Here is an 18,484-nt window from a genome sequence, read left to right on the forward strand (position 1 = left end):
TCATGTCATCGCCATTTATTCATTTACGTGTTCACAGCGACTTTTCGATGATGGACGGCCTGAATAAGGTTAAGCCTATTTTAGGTAAAGTGGCCGCGCTTGGCATGCCTGCCGTGGCAATCACAGATCAAATGAATATGTGTGGCTTGGTAAAATTCTATTCGGAGGCACATAATTTAGGTATCAAGCCCATAATTGGCACCGATTTTTGGGTGACTAATGAAGCTTTTGGCGATGAACCTTTCAGACTTACCCTCATTGCGATGAACAACGAAGGGTATAAGAATATTACTATTCTTATCTCCAAGGCTTACCTTCGCGGACACTTGGCGCACCGTGCAGTCATTGATCAAGCATGGTTAGCAGAGCATAGCGAAGGCGTTATTGTTTTATCGGGCGCACAGCACGGCGATATCGGCGTAGGTTTAATGAAAAATAACGCCAAGCTTCTTGAAGATGCGCTTGAGTTTTATCAAACCCATTTTCCCGACCGTTTTTATTTAGAGCTGATTAGAACCGGTAGACAAGGCGAAGAAGATTATTTACACCATGCCGTAGAGCTTGCTGAGCAGCGCGGTTTACCCGTGGTTGCCACTAATGAAGTATGCTTTATTGACCAAGAGGGTTTCGACGCGCACGAAATTCGTGTGTGTATTCACGATGGCTATACCTTAGATGATAACCGTCGCCCTAAGCGCTACAGCGATCAGCAATATCTACGCACTGCCGAGGAAATGGTTGAGTTATTTAGCGATATCCCCGAAGCCATAGAAAATACGGTTGAAATAGCCAAGCGCTGTAACGTTACTGTCCGGCTAAATGAATATTTCTTGCCTCAGTTTCCAACCGGCGGTATGACCACCGAAGACTTCTTGGTTAAGGTGTCTGAGGAAGGCTTGGAAGAACGTCTAGAGTTTCTATTCCCCGATGAGGAAGTGCGCAAAGCCAAACGTCCAGAGTACGATGACCGACTTCGCATTGAGCTTGAAGTTATTAACCAAATGGGGTTCCCGGGCTACTTCCTTATCGTAATGGAGTTCATCCAGTGGAGTAAGGATAACGGTATCCCTGTAGGGCCAGGGCGTGGTTCAGGTGCAGGTTCATTGGTGGCCTATGCCCTAAAAATTACCGACCTAGACCCGCTAGAATTCGACTTGCTATTCGAACGTTTCTTGAACCCAGAGCGTGTATCTATGCCCGACTTCGACGTCGACTTCTGCATGGATAGACGAGACGAGGTAATCGACCACGTTGCTGAGCTCTACGGGCGACAAGCGGTATCTCAGATCATTACATTCGGTACTATGGCGGCAAAAGCAGTAGTGCGCGATGTAGGCCGTGTGCTTGGTCATCCTTATGGTTTTGTAGACAGAATTTCAAAGCTAATACCACCTGACCCTGGCATGACGTTAGAAAAGGCTTTTAAAGCCGAACCTCAAGCTGCCAGAAGTTTATGAAAGCGATGAGGAAGTGAAAGACCTTATCGATATGGCGCGAATACTCGAAGGGGTTACCCGAAACGCCGGTAAACACGCCGGTGGTGTTGTTATTGCGCCAACCACAATTACTGATTTCTCGCCTTTGTATTGTGATGACGAAGGAAATAACCCGGTAACACAGTTTGACAAAAACGACGTTGAAACCGCTGGGCTTGTAAAATTTGACTTCCTAGGTCTTCGTACGCTGACGATCATTCAGTGGGCGATAGATATGATCAAGGAAGGGAAGAACGTTGATGTCGATATCAGCGCTATTCCTCTTGAAGATCCTAAGAGTTTCAGAACCCTTCAAAACGCCGAGACAACTGCTGTATTCCAGCTGGAATCTCGGGGTATGAAAGAGCTAATTAAGCGCCTTAAACCTGACTGCTTCGAAGATATTATCGCACTGGTGGCCCTGTTCCGTCCGGGCCCGTTGCAATCAGGCATGGTAGATAACTTTATTGATCGTAAGCACGGACGTGAAGAAATTTCCTACCCCGATGCTGAATATCAGCACGAGTGCTTGAAAGAAATTCTAGAGCCTACCTATGGCATTATCTTGTATCAGGAACAGGTAATGCAGATAGCCCAGGAAATGGCGGGCTACTCACTGGGCGGCGCTGACTTGCTTCGTCGTGCTATGGGTAAGAAAAAGCCTGAAGAAATGGCGAAGCAGCGCGGCACGTTCGCCGAAGGTGCGAAGGGCAATAATATTGACCCGGACCTTGCGATGAAAATCTTCGACTTGGTGGAAAAGTTCGCAGGCTACGGCTTTAACAAATCTCACTCTGCCGCTTACGCGTTAGTGTCTTACCAGACTTTGTGGCTGAAAGTGCATTATCCTGCGGAATTCATGGCTGCGGTAATGTCGGCAGATATGGATAACACCGATAAAATCGTGACGCTTGTCGATGAATGTGAGCGCATGGGCATCGAAATACTGCCGCCAGATTTAAATGCGGGTAAATACAAATTTACCGTCGATAGCGAAGGTCGCATTGTTTACGGTATCGGTGCGATTAAAGGGGTAGGTGAAGGCCCAATTGAAGCGATTATTGAAGCGCGGGAGACCCAAGGGGCATTTAAAGATCTTTTTGATTTCTGCGCCAAGATAGACATTAAACGGGTAAACAAGCGAGTGCTAGAAAAGCTAGTGTTAGCGGGGGCAATGGACAACTTAGGTCCGCATCGCGCTAGCCTTATGGCGAGCTTACCAGAAGCCCTTGCCGCCGCTGGGCAGCACGCAAAAGCTGAGTCATTTGGTCAGTCAGATATGTTTGGCCTACTGACTACCGAGCCTGAAGATGTGAAGCAAGCATTTGCTGACGTGCCTGAATGGCCTGAGAAAGTGTGGCTAGAAGGTGAAAAAGATACCCTAGGCTTGTATTTAACAGGTCACCCCATCAATCAGTACGCTGAAGAACTTCGTTACTATACTGACGGGCGTTTAGTTGATTTAAAACCAACCAACAAAGATCAAATGGCCAGTGCAGTAGGATTGGTGCTTGGCGTGCGTGTTATGACGAATAAACGTGGGCGCCGCTGGGCTATAGTGACACTGGATGATAAGAGTGCCAGAATAGACGTACGTTTCTTCCCCGATATGTACGAACAGTTCGAAAGTGTGTTAGAAACTGACAGAATATTGCTTATAAAGGGACAGGTCAGCTTTGATGATTTCTCTGGGGGCAATACAATCACCGCCCGTGATGTAATGGACATTGTTCAGGCACGAGAGAAAAACGCGAGAGCGCTGGCACTTAATATTGATACCCAGTTGCTTGAACCGAAGAAAATGAGTCAGATGCAATCTATCCTGCAGGCATTTAACGGTGGAAGTTGTCCTGTTCAGTTAGCGGTAACCCATCCAGACGCTGAAGTAACTTTGGCGTGTGGCGCAAGATGGTACGTTACCCCTGAAGACCAACTTTTACACGATCTCAAGCAATGTTTGGGAGACAAAGCCGTTTCAATTCTCTACCATTAGGGTTAAGAGTTCGATAGATTGGACATCTCGCGTTTGCATAGACGAGCGTAGTACGAATAGGACATGAAATGAGTATACAGTTTTTGGACTTTGAACAGCCAATAGCCGAACTAGAAGCAAAAATTGAAGAGCTTAGGTTGGTGAATCAAGGTGGCGAGTTTGACGTTGGTATTGAAGAAGAAATCAATAAGCTTCGCGGCAAAAGCGCGGAGCTAACTAAAAAGATCTTTTCTGATCTTGGCGCATGGCAAGTTTCTCAACTTGCACGTCACCCAATGCGTCCATACACGCTAGATTACATTCCTCGTATTTTTACAGAATTCGACGAGCTTGCTGGCGACCGCGCGTTTGCTGACGATAAAGCGATTGTTGGTGGCCCAGCAATGCTAGATGACCAGCCTGTGATGATTATAGGTCATCAAAAAGGCCGTGACACAAACGAAAAAATTAAGCGTAACTTCGGTATGCCTAAACCAGAAGGTTACCGCAAAGCATTACGTCTTATGAAGATGGCTGAGCGCTTTAACATGCCTATTATTACCTTCATCGACACGCCAGGGGCATACCCAGGTGTGGGCGCTGAAGAGCGCGGCCAAAGTGAAGCAATCGCGAAAAATTTATTCGAAATGGCTGAGCTTACTGTTCCAATCGTGTGTACCGTAATTGGTGAAGGTGGCTCAGGTGGTGCATTAGCTATTGGTGTTGGCGACCGCGTTAATATGCTTCAATACTCTACCTACTCGGTTATTTCACCGGAAGGTTGTGCGTCTATTTTGTGGAAAAGTGCAGAAAAAGCCCCACTCGCTGCTGAAGCCATGGGTGTAAGTGCGCCACAAATTAAAGAACTGGGTCTAATTAACAGCATTGTTGAAGAGCCATTAGGTGGTGCGCATCGCGATCACAATGGCATGGCGGCTAATTTGAAGGCCGTTATTAAGCAGCAGCTTAATCAACTTAAAGAGCTAGATAAAACAAAGCTAATGGAAGAGCGCTACGAGCGTTTAATGTCGTTCGGGTATTGCTAATTCTAGTTAGGGCTACGAGTTCGAAAACTGCGAATAGTCACGTCATGATACGAAGCGGTGTACGATTAGGCGAAGCGGTGTACGATTAGCAAAAATGTTTGTTGTAAACGTCTATTAAGCCTTTGCTTAGTTCATGTCGATTCAGATTATTCGAGAGGGTTGTTTACCATTGGTAACCAACCCTTTTGCGTTATTAGAAAACGAGTAATCAGCAGATACAAAGCTAAACCCTAATAAAACATAAAGTTGAAACAATAAGGTATTACTGGTCTGTGACCCCTCTACAATCCCCCACTATTGAACATATCGTCAACCGCATAGCCACGTCACTGACTAATGTAAAGCGACCACTTCAAACGCCACTCGTCGTTGCTTACAGCGGTGGCGTGGACTCCACCGTACTGCTTCAAGCCGTCGTCGCGTATAGGGAGCAGTTTGATAGCCCGATACATGCTGTACATGTACATCACGGTTTAAGCGAAAATGCGGATGACTGGGCCCGCCACTGTGAACTGCAGTGCCGTCTTGAAGATGTTGAGTTTCATCAATATCGTGTTGCCGTTGATACCAACTCTAGAAAGAGCTTAGAAGCTGAGGCGCGTAAAGTTCGATACAGCGCACTATTAGAAGTGTGCGAACAAATTGGCGGTGTACTGCTTTTGGGGCAACATGCCGAAGATCAGCTTGAAACTGTATTGCTTCAGCTCAAACGCGGTGCTGGCCCTCAGGGATTAGCGGGTATGGGCGAAGTGCAGTACCGCGGCGATACGTTAATAATGCGACCTATGCTAGCTCTTGAGAAAAGCGACATTATCGCTTATGCCGAAGAGGAAATGTTGCAGTGGGTCGAGGATGAATCTAACCAGCAAAACAGCTTTGACAGGAATTTCTTGAGAAACGAGATAATACCTCATTTGCTTGAGCGGTGGCCCCAGTTAACTAAGACAGTGGGGCGAAGCGCTGAGCTTTGTGCAGAGCAAAGTGAGCTAGTCAGCGAATCTGCACAGCAATACTTCGAAGACTGTAAACGTGCTGATATCAGGTTAGATGGACAAAAGCTTGCTGCATTGTCTATCCCTTGGCAGGCTATGGTAATTCGCGCCTGGTTCAAAGCGCAGGGACAGCTTGCACCTTCAAAAGCGCAGACAGACCAAGTACTTGCTATGCTGGGGGCGAAACATGATGCTACCCCTGAAGTAAACTTTAAGTGGGGCAGGGTTATACGTTTTGACCACGACCTTTACTGGGTTGTTAATGATACGTGCGAGATCCCAGATCGTCTTGCGTTAGTGTTAGACCAGTACAATTCTCTTCCTTGGTTACACGGGCAGGTGAGGGTAACAGTAACGAAAGAAGAAAATAACGATACCGTCTCTTTGCAAACCAATGCGCGTAATTTGCGAATGAAACCTGAAGGCGCCAATGTATCAAAGCTATTGAAAGAGTGGTTTAAAGTATGGCGTGTACCTAGATGGAAACGAAATGGCGTACCTACTATCTTTTTAAATGAAACACCTGTGGCAATCATCATTGATGAGAAAGTTGTTTATCTACAACCAAAAGTTGAGCGTATCAATATAGCCTTTAAACCAATTTAATCGTTAATTAGTCTTACCATTACTATGTACAAGATTTAAAGTGCCAAAAACACTTTATCAGTTGGCGTAGAAAAGCCAGTCATTAGAGTTTTCAATTTTTTTCGGCAGAATGTATTGATAAAGCGGCATCGAATTGCCGCTTTTTTTGGAAACAAGTAAAAGGGATTAGTTAGGCAGCGTCATAGCTGTTTTTGCCTGAGTTTTTCACCCGATATAGCGCGTTATCAGCGCGGTTAAATAAACTATCAACACTGTCACCGTCTCGATAAATCGCGCCACCGAGACTTGCCGATACACCTAATCGTGATAAGTAAGCAGAGCTATTTATACTCATCTGAATTCGCTGAGCAGCACATGCTAATTGCTGCTGTGTTTGGCAGTCTAGTAAACAGCAGAATTCATCTCCGCCATAGCGAAATGCTTCGTCTTCATCGCGCAGTACATTTTCAAGATGTGTTGCCACGTGAACCAGTACTTTGTCGCCCTCACCGTGCCCAAAGTTATCGTTCACATATTTGAAGTTGTCTAGGTCGATAACTAAAAGTGCAAATGGTTCATCGTGTCGTTGCGCCCACCCCAGTTGTCTTGTCATAGACTGCTGAAATCCCGCACGATTGCCTAAACTCGTCAACACGTCTTTGGTTGCCATTTGCTGAACACGCATTAAAGATAACGCGTGTTTTACTTGTTTTCCAAATAAATCATGAAGTTGGAATAGGCTCTCCCGTTGCGATAACGACAAGGGTGAACTAATGTAATAATAGACATGGGCTTGCTCGCCATTAACAGAGCGCGCCCCTTGTAGTGGTAAATCAATCAGTGTTGACGATATCTTTGCGTTACCGTAGACCCAACGAGAGTCGAAGTCAGATAAACTGAATCCGACAACAGGCAATAGCATATTAAGCTGCTGAAAATACACGCCTCCTAACTCTTGAAGTTCAAGCGTAGTCAGGAGCTGTGTTACAAAGCCCGATAATTCACTAAAAGAAAGTGATTTACCTGTGCTCTCAGCAGGATAAAAATTGTTGTGTTGTGTGCTATCGTAGACTGACGTTGAAAAATCCACAGTAGTGCCCCTATACAAAATGCGTTGATATGCCGCAGAAATGAAACCAGTGTCAAAGCTCTGACGTTTCTGTGGTCATAATCGCATTTTCGCGAAATTTATGACGATCACAGCGGCAAAACTTGCCGGATCTGCATTTACATAGGGGATTTTGCAAACTGAATGCCAACAAGATATCTGTCGCATTAGTCTTTAGTTTAAGTGTTAAGCAGAGTTGATTACTGTGCTTATTTAACAATCGTAAGTTGATGTTGCTCTAGGAGGTTATGTGGGGACGAGTTTTTTAAATATCGTGATATTGATGTTCATATCGGTATGCGCAGTCGCCCTATTTAAACGAATTCATCTTCCACCTATCCTTGCTTATCTCTTTGCCGGTGTACTCGCTGGCCCACAGACTGCTATCTGTGTTTGCTCACCCCGAAGAAATGCACTTATTGGCCGAAGTGGGGATTGTTTTTCTACTCTTTTCCCTTGGACTAGAATTCTCCCTTCCTAAATTGTTGGCTATGCGCTCTTTGGTGTTTGGTGTGGGATTAGGGCAAATGGCGTTTACTACAGCGATATTTACCTGCGTACCGCTTTTTTTGGGGATCCCGATTAGTGCATCAATTATTATTGGCGGTACGCTGGCGCTAAGCTCTACCGCTATTGTTATAAAGCAAGCAACCGAAATGGGTATTCTCAATAACAGGCGTACACAACTCGCCATCAGTATCTTGCTCTTCCAAGACTTAGCCGTGGTCCCGTTTCTTATCGCTATTCCTCTTTTAGCCCAGACTGGCGAGGTAAGTATCGCGCTGGCTTTAGGCGAAGCATTGCTAAAAGGTGTGTTTGTTATTGCATTTCTTATGTCAGTAGGTAAGTGGTTACTACCTTGGGTGTTTAGAGAAATCGCAAGAACAAGGACTGATGAGCTGTTTGTTCTGACCACTATTTTAATAGCCCTATTGGCCGGAGGGTTAACTTATTACTTCGGGCTGTCCATGGCGCTAGGTGCCTTCTTAGCTGGGATGATGTTAGGAGAAAGCCAATACAAATATCAACTTGAAGCCGACATCCGCCCGTTTCGCGATATTTTAATGGGCTTGTTCTTTGTGACCGTAGGTATGCAGTTGGAACTTACCGTGCTCTGGAACAGCTTGTTTGAAATCGTATTTGGCGTTTTTGCGTTAATGATAGTTAAAGTTATCTTGGTAAGAGCCGCATCCATGTTGGTCAAAACTGACGCCATTGACGGCTGGTCCGCAGGCGTAAAACTTTGCCAAATAGGGGAGTTTAGTTTCGTTATCGCAGCGCTTGCCACAACGCATGGCGTATTAACCACCGAGCAATCATCGCTAATAGTGTGTATGGGTGTGATAAGTATGGCGTTAACGCCTTGGCTTATGAACAACAGTGTGACTATCGCTAAACGCATTGTGAATAATGATATCTCCTTTGATGATAACGCTAGCTTTGGCAATGTCGGGCAGCTGACTAACCATGTCATTATTTGTGGATTTGGACGGGTGGGACAGTCGGTAGCGCGCATGCTCAAAATGGAAGGTATTCATTTTGTCGCTATAGATATGGACCCTGTCAGGGTGCATGAAAGCCGAAATGCGGGTGAACCCGTAATATTCGGCGATGCCAGTCAAAAAGATATTCTGAGCAGTGCTAATGTAGAAAATGCGAAGCTTGTGCTTGTAACATTTGATCAGGTCGATAAGGCGAAACAAGTGATAACGCAGACACGAAGTATAACGAGCACTACAGATGTTATGGTACGTACCAAACGCGACTACCAGTTAGAAAGCCTGTACAGCGCAGGAGCAAACCAAGTGGTGCCCGAGCTACAAGAAGGCAGTTTGATGCTGGTCTCGCAAGTGTTGCATTACGCCGGTGTACCTATGTCACGTATTTTAAAGCGGGTGCGGGCCGAGCGAAAAGGCCGTTATGATCATATGCACGGCTTTTACCCGGGAGAAACGACAGAAATCACTTACGGGACGGAAGATAAGCTAGAGTTTATTCATGCAGTAGTATTATCTGAACGCGCCTCTTGCATTGGAAAAGCAATAAAAGATATCGACTTCACAAGAATGCGTGTCGCTATTAAAGGTTTAAGACGTAACGGTAATGAAGTGAAAGACCCAGACCAAGACGCTATTCTACAGGCCCATGATGTACTAGTAATCGCAGGTAAACCCCGACGAGTAGAGCGGGCTGAACGCAAACTCTTAGAAGGGAGTTGATGTTTAACTGCCAGCGCAGGTTAAGCTTTAGGCATAGGTTGCGCTGGCAGAGGAATTAAGTTCACTAAACTTAAGCAACGCGGTCTTTCTCTAAATCGGCAAACTGCTTTTTTAGGTCGTAGCGTTCATCAGTTACAATTTTTTCGAGTACAGATACGCGCTCTTTCAAATTTGCAATTTCTTGTTTATACGCTTCAGTTTCTTTGTTACTAAGCTTCTTTTTGCTTTTGTCTTTCGCACTTTCGACAATGGTAACTAACGCCCAAGCACAAATGGCTACTATTGCAATCGCTGTCATGTCCACGGTGGTATCCCTCACAAATGGTTTAAAAAGAGTTTAGGTGAAAATGTGGTCAGTTGCCTAATTCACCCAGTATTTAGTTTCCACATCTAATAAACAGAGGCTAAATACTTATTAGTAAAATAACTGCTGCGCTTGGAGTACTATAACGGTTATTACGCTAAGTTTTCTATAAAAAGTGTAACCAGTTAAGCCCTTAACACCAGCAGTGTTATAATGAAAAATTGCAAGTAGGTTGCCAAGTGACAAAAGTCATTACTTTCTAGTAAGTTAGAATGTTTACCTAGGTTTATGCAGAATTGTTGTTAACTAATTTCACTAAATAAAGTAGCAAAATTGACTAATGAGTGACCAAAATAGCGACCATCCGGCATCAAAGATCGACACTGAAAAAACACAGGCTCTGGAGCAAAACACCGAACATGTCGCAGCGCAAACGTTAGCGCCTAAAGTGCTAACCGCTGCCGACGAGCTTGCGAAAGTAAGCCTTTCAAAAGAAAGCATTCCCCAAGAGAACGCAATTAAAGAGAACTCAATTAAAGAGAACTCAATTAAAGAGAGCCGAGGCAAAGAGAACCCTCTTAAAGAGGGCATTAGCCAGGAAAATCTTATTAATGAAACGGTTACTCAAGAAGACGTGATGTGGATGAAGCATGCATTAACCCTGGCGGACAAAGCAGAATCCATAGGGGAAGTGCCGGTAGGTGCCTGCGTAGTATTAAACGGTGAGCTTATCGGAGAAGGCTACAATACGCCAATATCGGATAACGACCCGTCTGCCCATGCAGAGTTGCGCGCTGTCAAAGAGGCCGCTTCTAAAGTGCGAAACTACCGGCTTATTGACGCTACCTTGTATGTCACTTTAGAGCCCTGCTCTATGTGTGCAGGTATGCTTGTGCATGCACGAGTAAAGCGGGTGGTGTTTGGTGCTAAAGATGCGAAAACAGGTGCTGCGGGTTCGGTTATGAATCTATTACAACATCCTGCGCTAAATCATCAGGTTGAGATTGGTTCTAATGTGCTAGCAGACGAGTGTGCTAACAAACTGTCAGATTTTTTTCGCAAGCGCAGGAAAGAGATTAAGGCAGCCAAAAAGGCGAAAAAACATCTAGAGGGGGATGCTTCAAGCTAATGCTTATTTTGCTGGCTTGAAGGGGGGTGTTTTATTCGCCTATTTGGTTTGCTGGGTTGCAAAGAGAGTTCTCAATAAATTGATGCCTATCAATAAAAGCAACCAGCTTATATGTATTCTAGCTAGGCTTGCGAGTCAACTGAGTGAACATGTCGCTCGTTACAAATAGCTTACGACGTTGAAGTACTTTCTGGTGGCAACGCTTAAGCATAAGTCTGCGTCTGTTGTTGTTTTTCAATTTTATTCCTTTTTTCATAAAGCGATTTTTTTTCATTTATTCTCCTTTCTCACAGCGAGGCTATTTTTCCCCTCGTTGTGACCATTCTTCCAATTAAGAAAAATGCTCTGTCGTTTGAACTAAGCGCTCATTTTCCGAGAGTCACTGTTCTTTTAGAGTTAATAATCTTTTAGAAAAATTAAGGTTCTGAGAAAGCGAGTTAGTTAATCACTAACTCGTTCAAAGGGTACAGAGTAAAGATGACACCGAAATGACAGTTTTCAAGAGAGAAGCAAAGCGAACGAGATTAAATTTTTCCTTGTTCATCTAACCAGACTAGGCTGTCGTAGTAGCGGCGAATATTTTCTACGTATTGCAAAGCCTCATCACCTCTCGCGTAGCCATAGCGGGTGGTACGGTAATACTTTTTTTGCCTTAGCTGTGGCAAGCGTCGTTTAACATCTACCCACAAATCAGGGTTTCCCCCTTGTTGCTCGGTAAGCACCCTTGCATCTTCCAAATGCCCCATCCCAATATTATATGATGCCATAGCCATCCAGGTTCTATCTGGCTCGCTGATTCGTGCAGGTATGCGACTTAGCAAGCTGGCAAAATAACGTGAGCCCCCGCGAATACTTTGCTCTGGATTGGTTCTGTCATCCACATCCCAATCACTTGCTGTATCCAGTGTTAACATCATTAGGCCGCGAACCCCGGTTCTTGAAATAGCATCACTGTCCCAGTGGCTTTCTTGGTAGCTCATTGCGGCAAGTAGTCGCCAGTCTAAATCACCGGCATATTGTTGGAACAACGGTTTATATTGAGCTAATGCACTTTCAGCTGCGTAGTTAAATGCGCGACTGTCAACGTAATCGAACTGGCGAATATGTCCAAAGTACTTGTCTTCTAACACCGTAAACCAGCCTGATTGATGTACGGTTCCAAAATACTCAATGAGCGCTGCTTTCACTGAATCGTCTTGATCTAAAGGAAGGGCCCATGCCATCGGCATATCTTCGTTAAGTGTTTTGGCTACGGCGAGGTTAGGGTAGCGTCTACGTTGTAACGCTAGGCGATTGCTGTCGGCCACCGTATAAGCAATGTCACCATTAGCAACCTGTTGCAAAAGTTCTTCAGAATCTGAATCTTCGGTGGTAACTAACTCGGTCTTTATCGCTACTTTTTCAGTATCAGTTGCTTCGTCACCTAAATCGCTTAAAAGATCAGAAAGTAAGTGAGCTTGGCTGCTTTCTGCTACTGCAATTATAGGGGAATCGAGGTCTAAAAGGTCTCTAGGTCTAGATGTGCCTGCTTGAAATACTAGCTGCTGTTTGACATGTTGGTAAGCAGGGCCATAAGTGAAGCGGTTTTTTAGTGAAGGTGTCACCGCATCGCCCGTGGCGACAATGTCCAGGTTACCTTCTTCTAATTGTTCGAGCATGACTTCATAGCTGTAAAAAGGGTACAAATCGAGAGTGACGCCAAGGTAATCGGCGAACCCTGCCAGCAACTCATACTCAAACCCCTGGGGCCCTTCAGCGCCATTATAAAAGGTTCCTGCACCGTATACGGTTCCTACGCGGATGGTTTCCCGTTCTAATAATGAGGAAAGGGCAGTGGGGACTGAGGGCACGCCACAACTCATAACAGCAATGGATAAAATGATTATTAATTGTAGTTTTAATCGTTTTTTATAGTCTTGTGACTGCATAGACCTTTACTTGTTGTTATTAAACCGTCTAAGTTTAAAAAAAAGTTCATGTAAGCGCGTTATGAGGTTACTTACTGTGCATAATTGCTCTATAATCCGCGCCGAAATACTCATCAATCCAAGAGGCAACGCGTCGCATTGGTGGTCGTTGTTTCTAACAAACCAGGTAAATCAATATGTTGGTCCTTCGAGGCGCTCCTGCACTATCAGAGTTTAACCAAACTAAACTGATTGCAAAGCTGGGTCAATCCGGCGTTAGGGTTAAAAACCTATATAGCGAATATGTTCACCTAGTCGATTCCCAAGGTGACTTATCTAAGCAGCAAATAGAAATACTCGAGAAGCTGCTCACTTACGGCCCCGCGAGGCAAGCACAAACACCTTCTGGAACCCTCTTCCTTATTACTCCTCGCCCCGGCACTATCTCTCCCTGGTCTTCTAAAGCCACCGACATCGCTCACAACTGTAGTTTAAAAAGTATCAATCGTATAGAGCGTGGATGCGCGTTTTATATCGAAACAGAAGATACAATAAGTGACGATGATTTTGCACTTATCGCTAGCTTCTTACACGATAGAATGACTGAATCAGTGTTTACCGATACTGATGATGCAGCGGTGCTATTTGCTCAAACCGAAGCGAATACTTTCACTAGTGTAGATGTATTAGGGGAAGGCAAAGAAGCACTGGTTAATGCAAACGTGTCGTTAGGCCTTGCATTAGCTGATGATGAGATTGACTACCTGTTTGATAGCTTTACCAAGCTAGGCAGAAACCCGACCGACGTTGAGCTTTATATGTTTGCACAAGCAAACTCTGAACATTGTCGCCATAAGATTTTCAACGCAAGCTGGACCATCGACGGCGAAGAACAAGAAAAATCGCTGTTCAAAATGATCAAAAACACTTACGAGTTATTACCTGATCACGTTTACTCAGCTTACAAAGATAACGCAGCGGTAATGGAAGGCTGGGAAGCAGGGCGCTTCTTCCCGAACCCTCAGTCCCATCAATACGAATACCATCATGAAAATATCGATATTTTAATGAAGGTAGAAACCCACAACCACCCAACGGCAATTTCACCGTTCCCTGGCGCAGCAACAGGCTCTGGCGGTGAAATTCGTGATGAAGGTGCTACAGGTCGTGGCTCAAAACCTAAGGCAGGTTTAGTTGGTTTTACCGTATCTAACTTACGTATTCCTGGCGCTGAGCAGCCATGGGAAGCCGAATACGGCAAGCCACAGCGCATCGTGAGCGCTCTCGATATTATGCTTGACGGCCCACTAGGTGGCGCAGCCTTTAATAATGAATTTGGTCGCCCAGCGCTACTTGGTTATTTCCGTACGTACGAGCAAGAAGTTAAGAGTTTTAACGGCGTAGAGGTAAGAGGCTATCACAAGCCTATTATGCTAGCTGGTGGTTTAGGCAATATCCGCCGTGACCATATTGAAAAAGGCGAAATCACAGTAGGCGCTAAGCTTATTGTTCTTGGCGGCCCTGCAATGAACATAGGTCTTGGCGGCGGTGCAGCGTCATCAATGGCATCTGGTCAGTCAAACGAAGATTTAGACTTTGCGTCAGTACAGCGTGACAACCCTGAGATGGAGCGTCGTTGCCAGGAAGTGATTGATGCCTGTTGGCAGCTAGGGGATAACAACCCTATTCAGTTTATCCACGATGTGGGCGCAGGTGGTCTTTCAAACGCACTACCTGAGCTGGTTAATGACGGTGGCCGTGGCGGTAACTTTGAGCTTAGAAAAGTATTGTCTGATGAGCCAGGTATGACGCCGCTGGAGCTATGGTGTAACGAATCGCAAGAACGATATGTTATGTCTGTGGCACCGGAAAACATGCCGGTATTCGAAGCGATTTGCGCCCGCGAACGCGCGCCATTTGCGGTAGTGGGTGAAGCGACTGCTGAGCAGCATCTAAATCTAAATGACAGTCAGTTTGAGAACAAACCTATTGATATGCCGCTAGATGTACTTTTAGGCAAGCCACCTAAAATGCATCGCGACGTGAGCTCAACCAAGGTAAGCTCACCCGCATTAGACGACGCAGGCATTACTTTAAGTGATGCAGCGACGCGTATTCTGTCATTGCCTACTGTGGCAGAGAAAACATTTCTTATCACTATAGGCGATCGCTCGGTAACTGGTCTTGTAAGTCGCGACCAAATGGTTGGGCCATGGCAAGTGCCCGTGGCTGATGTAGCAGTAACCGCTTCGGCATTTGACACTTATCACGGTGAAGCGATGACAATGGGTGAGCGCACCCCGGTGGCACTTTTATCACACGGTGCGTCTGCGCGCCTTGCGGTAGGTGAAGCGCTAACCAACATTGCCGCAGCAAACATTGGTGATATTAAACGTATTAAACTGTCTGCTAACTGGATGGCAGCAGCTGGACATCCAGGTGAAGACGCAGGTCTTTATGAAGCGGTGAAAGCCGTGGGTGAGGAGCTATGCCCAGAGCTAGGTTTAACCATTCCTGTAGGTAAAGACTCTATGTCGATGAAAACCGCATGGAATGAAAACGGTGAAGATAAAGCAGTAACCTCTCCGCTGTCACTGGTTATTTCTGCGTTTGGTGCAGTAAAAGATATTCGCAAAACCCTAACGCCTCAGCTACGCACAGACAAAGGTGCAAGCCGCTTGTTGCTACTAGATTTGGGCGAAGGTAAAAATCGCTTAGGCGCTAGCTGTTTAGCGCAGGTCTATACACAGCTTGGCGATAGCCCAGCCGATGTGGTTTCTGCTACCCGCCTTAAAGCCTTCTTTGACGCTATGCAAACGCTTATCGAAAAAGGTTTGGTGCGTGCTTATCACGACCGTTCAGACGGCGGCCTATTTACGACAGTGGCAGAAATGGCCTTTGCCGGTAAAACAGGTGTGAGCGTTAACCTTGATAGCCTTAAAGGTAATGACATTGCTGTACTATTCAATGAAGAATTAGGCGGTGTTATTCAAGTGCTTGAAAGCGACCTAGACGCCGTGAACGCTGTACTGGCTAAATTCGATTTAACTGAGTTGACTCACGATATCGGTACATTAAATAGTACAGATATGATTGAGTTTAATCGCGATGGTGTAGCTGTACTTGCGGATAGCCGTGTATCAATGCGTACAACCTGGGCGCAAACTACGTTTGAAATGCAAAAGCTTCGTGATAACCCAGAGTGTGCTGAAGAAGAACACGCTGCGAAGCAAGATGCTGCCGACCCTGGTTTGCATGTAGCACTATCTTACGATGTTAACGAAGACGTTGCCGCACCTTACATTGCCAAAGGCGTTAAGCCAAAAGTGGCGATTTTAAGAGAGCAGGGCGTTAATTCACATCTAGAAATGGCGGCAGCATTTACACGCGCAGGTTTCGATGCTATCGACGTACACATGAGTGACGTGCTGGCGGGTCGCATTACCCTTGAACAGTTTGCGGGTCTTGCTGCTTGTGGCGGTTTCTCTTACGGCGACGTATTAGGTGCAGGTGAAGGTTGGGCGAAGTCTATATTGTTTAACAGTATAGCTCGTGATCAGTTCGAAGGCTTCTTTAACCGCAACGACACTTTCAGTTTAGGTGTGTGTAACGGTTGTCAGATGCTATCGAACCTAAAATCATTGATTCCTGGCACTGAGCACTGGCCGCACTTTGTCACTAACCAGTCAGCGCGCTTTGAAGCTCGCGTTGCAATGGTTGAAGTGATGGAATCTAAGTCTGTGCTGCTAGATGGTATGGCAGGCTCGCGTATGCCGATTGCTGTATCGCACGGGGAAGGTCAGGCTGAATTTGCAAATGAAAACGCGCTATCGCAGGTTAGCGGTCAGGTAGCCATGCGTTATGTAGACAACTATGGCAAGCCAACAATGCAATACCCGGCTAACCCGAACGGTTCACCGCAAGGTATTACTGGTTTAACGTCTGTAGATGGGCGCAGCACTATTATGATGCCTCACCCTGAACGTGTATTTAGGGCAGTTGCAAACTCATGGTGCCCGGACGATTGGCAAGAAGATGGTGCGTGGATGCGTATCTTTAGAAATGCCCGTAAGTTTGTTGGTTAATATTTCAGTGTGACCTTGATAAACAGGGGGAAACCCCTGTTTATTTTCTATAAAAATACTGTTTAATAAATGCGCATACCTTAAATGGGTGTCAAAGCTTTGGCAAAGTGTCAAAAATCTGATTTTTGCCCTTGTCATCAGTTTGTCACTGATCTATTGTAGTGCAAGCAAGGATTGCAATTAGGTTACAGGAGTTGAGTTAGGGTTGTACCAGTGTTTAGCAATCGCTTACTGGTTTTAATAATAAGAGACGACCAATGAATCGTTCTTCAAAAGGGTTTGGCTTAACCGGAGTGGCTGTAGTTGTAGTGCTGATGTTCGTAACTGCTGTTTTTAGCACATCTGCGAAATCTGCCGAAGCTCCAACAACGCTAAGTGTGCAGTCTTCAGTTAAGTAGTCTGAAAGAAAAATTCTAACGCCCGTATCAAGTTACTTGATACGGGCGTTAATCATTGGAGGACAATAAAAACGTCCAGCATATAGCGCTTCATGAGAAAAGCCTAAAAGCTATACCTAAAGACAAGCCCAAAAAAGCAAAGCTGACTCAACGAGTTCTTGCCTCCCATTTTATCCTTTCTTATTTTTTTCTCTGTTTATTAGTTTTTGCTGAGGGTGCTTTTTCAACAACACATAGGTAGCACCAAAGCCGCCGTGCATCGGTTGAGCCGTATGATAGGCAATCACCTCATCAAGTTCACGTAGCCAATGGTTGACATAGCTTTTCTTTAACGCAGGAAATGGCTTACTATGTTCACCCGTTCCATGTTTAATGAGCAGGGCACGAACCCCACGTTCGTGACTTGATTTAATGGTGCTATAAATTAGGTCGCGGCTTTGTTCTAGGGTTTTTCCTGATAATGTGACATTGGTTTCCAACGGATATTTGCCAAGACGCAGTTTTTTAAACACGCCGTCTTGTATGCCTGGCTGCTGGAAATGTATAAAATCATCAGGCGGTACCGGCTTCACACCTTCCATGCTTAACGGGTTAGCAAGCTTGTCGCGAACACTTACCTTCAAGGCTGCTCGTTTTTGCTTTTCGGCGAGCGCCTTTTCAGGATCGTGTAATAAAGCCTTATCATCTGAAGCAATGGGTTTTACATCTTGCATTTCAGCAAAAAACGAATCGATATCGTCGTTTTCAAATTGGCTCATACTATTCCCCGTATTAACTACTACATCATTATTTATACGTTATTTTTTGCCTGATGGTCTATGCGAAGTGTACTTATTGGAAAGCTAAATGCGCAGAAAGACGACGCTTAAAATAGGCAACGGCTATAAAAGTGGGGATTAATTTTGAAATTTCATCGGTTAGAAGATGGCACCGGGCTCAGATAGTGCCTCTATGGCAAACCATTCCTCTTCGGTAAATGTTGAATCGATAGGTGTTTCAACATCATCGCCAGTTTCTTCTTCGGGGGACGAATCGAAAGTCATTGTGCTCTCCTGTTTAGAAGAGTATTGCTTAATACGATTAAATTACAACCAAAGTAGAAGAAATAAACATGATGATAGGGGAGTGAAATGTATAGGAAGGTTTACTTTATTTTGGGTTTAAGCCAGCTAAAATGGCGTCCCCAGCTGGAATCGAACCAACATCTAAGCCTTAGGAGGGCCTTGTTTTATCCATTAAACTATGGGGACCTAATGCGTAGGAA

Annotated in this window: 11 protein-coding genes, 1 tRNA gene and 2 pseudogenes; 7 read left to right on the top strand and 7 right to left on the bottom strand. The window is 45.2% G+C overall.

The features are described from left to right. Positions 1 to 2 precede the first annotated feature (2 nt). The 3 genes and pseudogenes from dnaE (at position 3) to tilS (ending at position 6,091) form a co-directional block, all read left to right on the top strand. A pseudogene (gene dnaE / locus ACYX4W_RS08020) lies at positions 3 to 3,468 on the top strand (DNA polymerase III subunit alpha). A 68-nt stretch (positions 3,469 to 3,536) separates the two neighbouring features. Next, on the top strand, positions 3,537 to 4,493 hold the full coding sequence (gene accA / locus ACYX4W_RS08025) for an acetyl-CoA carboxylase carboxyl transferase subunit alpha (RefSeq protein ID WP_012517579.1): 957 nt from the start codon (positions 3,537 to 3,539) through the stop codon (positions 4,491 to 4,493). A 272-nt stretch (positions 4,494 to 4,765) separates the two neighbouring features. Then, positions 4,766 to 6,091: a tRNA lysidine(34) synthetase TilS gene (gene tilS, locus ACYX4W_RS08030; RefSeq protein WP_476075220.1), complete on the top strand. Its 1,326-nt coding sequence runs from the start codon at positions 4,766 to 4,768 to the stop codon at positions 6,089 to 6,091. Between the two features lie 169 nt (positions 6,092 to 6,260). Here the strand turns inward: tilS and ACYX4W_RS08035 are convergent, their stop codons facing one another. After that, the gene (locus ACYX4W_RS08035; RefSeq protein ID WP_474808311.1) at positions 6,261 to 7,160 is read right to left on the bottom strand and encodes a GGDEF domain-containing protein; all 900 of its coding nucleotides are present in this window, start codon (positions 7,158 to 7,160) and stop codon (positions 6,261 to 6,263) included. A 268-nt stretch (positions 7,161 to 7,428) separates the two neighbouring features. On the opposite strand from ACYX4W_RS08035, the pseudogene ACYX4W_RS08040 reads away from it, so the two are divergent. Further along, positions 7,429 to 9,397, top strand: a pseudogene (locus ACYX4W_RS08040) (monovalent cation:proton antiporter family protein). Positions 9,398 to 9,467: 70 nt separating this feature from the next. On the opposite strand, the gene ACYX4W_RS08045 reads toward ACYX4W_RS08040, so the two are convergent. Next, positions 9,468 to 9,695, bottom strand: coding sequence for a hypothetical protein (locus ACYX4W_RS08045; RefSeq protein ID WP_476056464.1), 228 nt, complete (start codon positions 9,693 to 9,695; stop codon positions 9,468 to 9,470). A gap of 595 nt (positions 9,696 to 10,290) precedes the next feature. Between ACYX4W_RS08045 and tadA the strand changes: the two genes are divergently transcribed. After that, entirely contained in the window at positions 10,291 to 10,830 is a 540-nt protein-coding gene (gene tadA / locus ACYX4W_RS08050) for a tRNA adenosine(34) deaminase TadA (protein WP_476075452.1), read from the top strand. Between the two features lie 118 nt (positions 10,831 to 10,948). Here tadA and ACYX4W_RS08055 read toward each other — a convergent pair whose 3' ends face one another. Next, a complete protein-coding gene (locus tag ACYX4W_RS08055; protein WP_012517585.1) occupies positions 10,949 to 11,104 on the bottom strand; it encodes a hypothetical protein in 156 nt (51 codons plus the stop codon). 250 nt (positions 11,105 to 11,354) lie between these two features. After that, entirely contained in the window at positions 11,355 to 12,758 is a 1,404-nt protein-coding gene (gene mltF, locus ACYX4W_RS08060; RefSeq protein WP_474808307.1) for a membrane-bound lytic murein transglycosylase MltF, read from the bottom strand. Between the two features lie 176 nt (positions 12,759 to 12,934). Between mltF and purL the strand changes: the two genes are divergently transcribed. Both purL and ACYX4W_RS08070 read left to right on the top strand, forming a co-directional pair. Then, positions 12,935 to 16,822, top strand: coding sequence for a phosphoribosylformylglycinamidine synthase (gene purL / locus ACYX4W_RS08065; protein WP_476075221.1), 3,888 nt, complete (start codon positions 12,935 to 12,937; stop codon positions 16,820 to 16,822). Positions 16,823 to 17,079: 257 nt separating this feature from the next. Continuing rightward, positions 17,080 to 17,220 (top strand): hypothetical protein, encoded by a 141-nt coding sequence (locus tag ACYX4W_RS08070; protein WP_476075222.1) that lies wholly within the window; start codon positions 17,080 to 17,082, stop codon positions 17,218 to 17,220. A 170-nt stretch (positions 17,221 to 17,390) separates the two neighbouring features. Here ACYX4W_RS08070 and smrA read toward each other — a convergent pair whose 3' ends face one another. From smrA to ACYX4W_RS08085, 3 genes are all read right to left on the bottom strand, one after another. Further along, positions 17,391 to 17,978 (bottom strand): DNA endonuclease SmrA, encoded by a 588-nt coding sequence (smrA, locus tag ACYX4W_RS08075; protein WP_476075223.1) that lies wholly within the window; start codon positions 17,976 to 17,978, stop codon positions 17,391 to 17,393. 159 nt (positions 17,979 to 18,137) lie between these two features. Next, positions 18,138 to 18,263 (bottom strand): hypothetical protein, encoded by a 126-nt coding sequence (locus ACYX4W_RS08080; protein WP_474853974.1) that lies wholly within the window; start codon positions 18,261 to 18,263, stop codon positions 18,138 to 18,140. Between the two features lie 132 nt (positions 18,264 to 18,395). Beyond that, a tRNA-Arg gene (locus ACYX4W_RS08085) sits at positions 18,396 to 18,470 on the bottom strand. Positions 18,471 to 18,484 lie beyond the last annotated feature (14 nt).

The organism is Alteromonas sp. ABH4_454 (assembly GCF_056311775.1).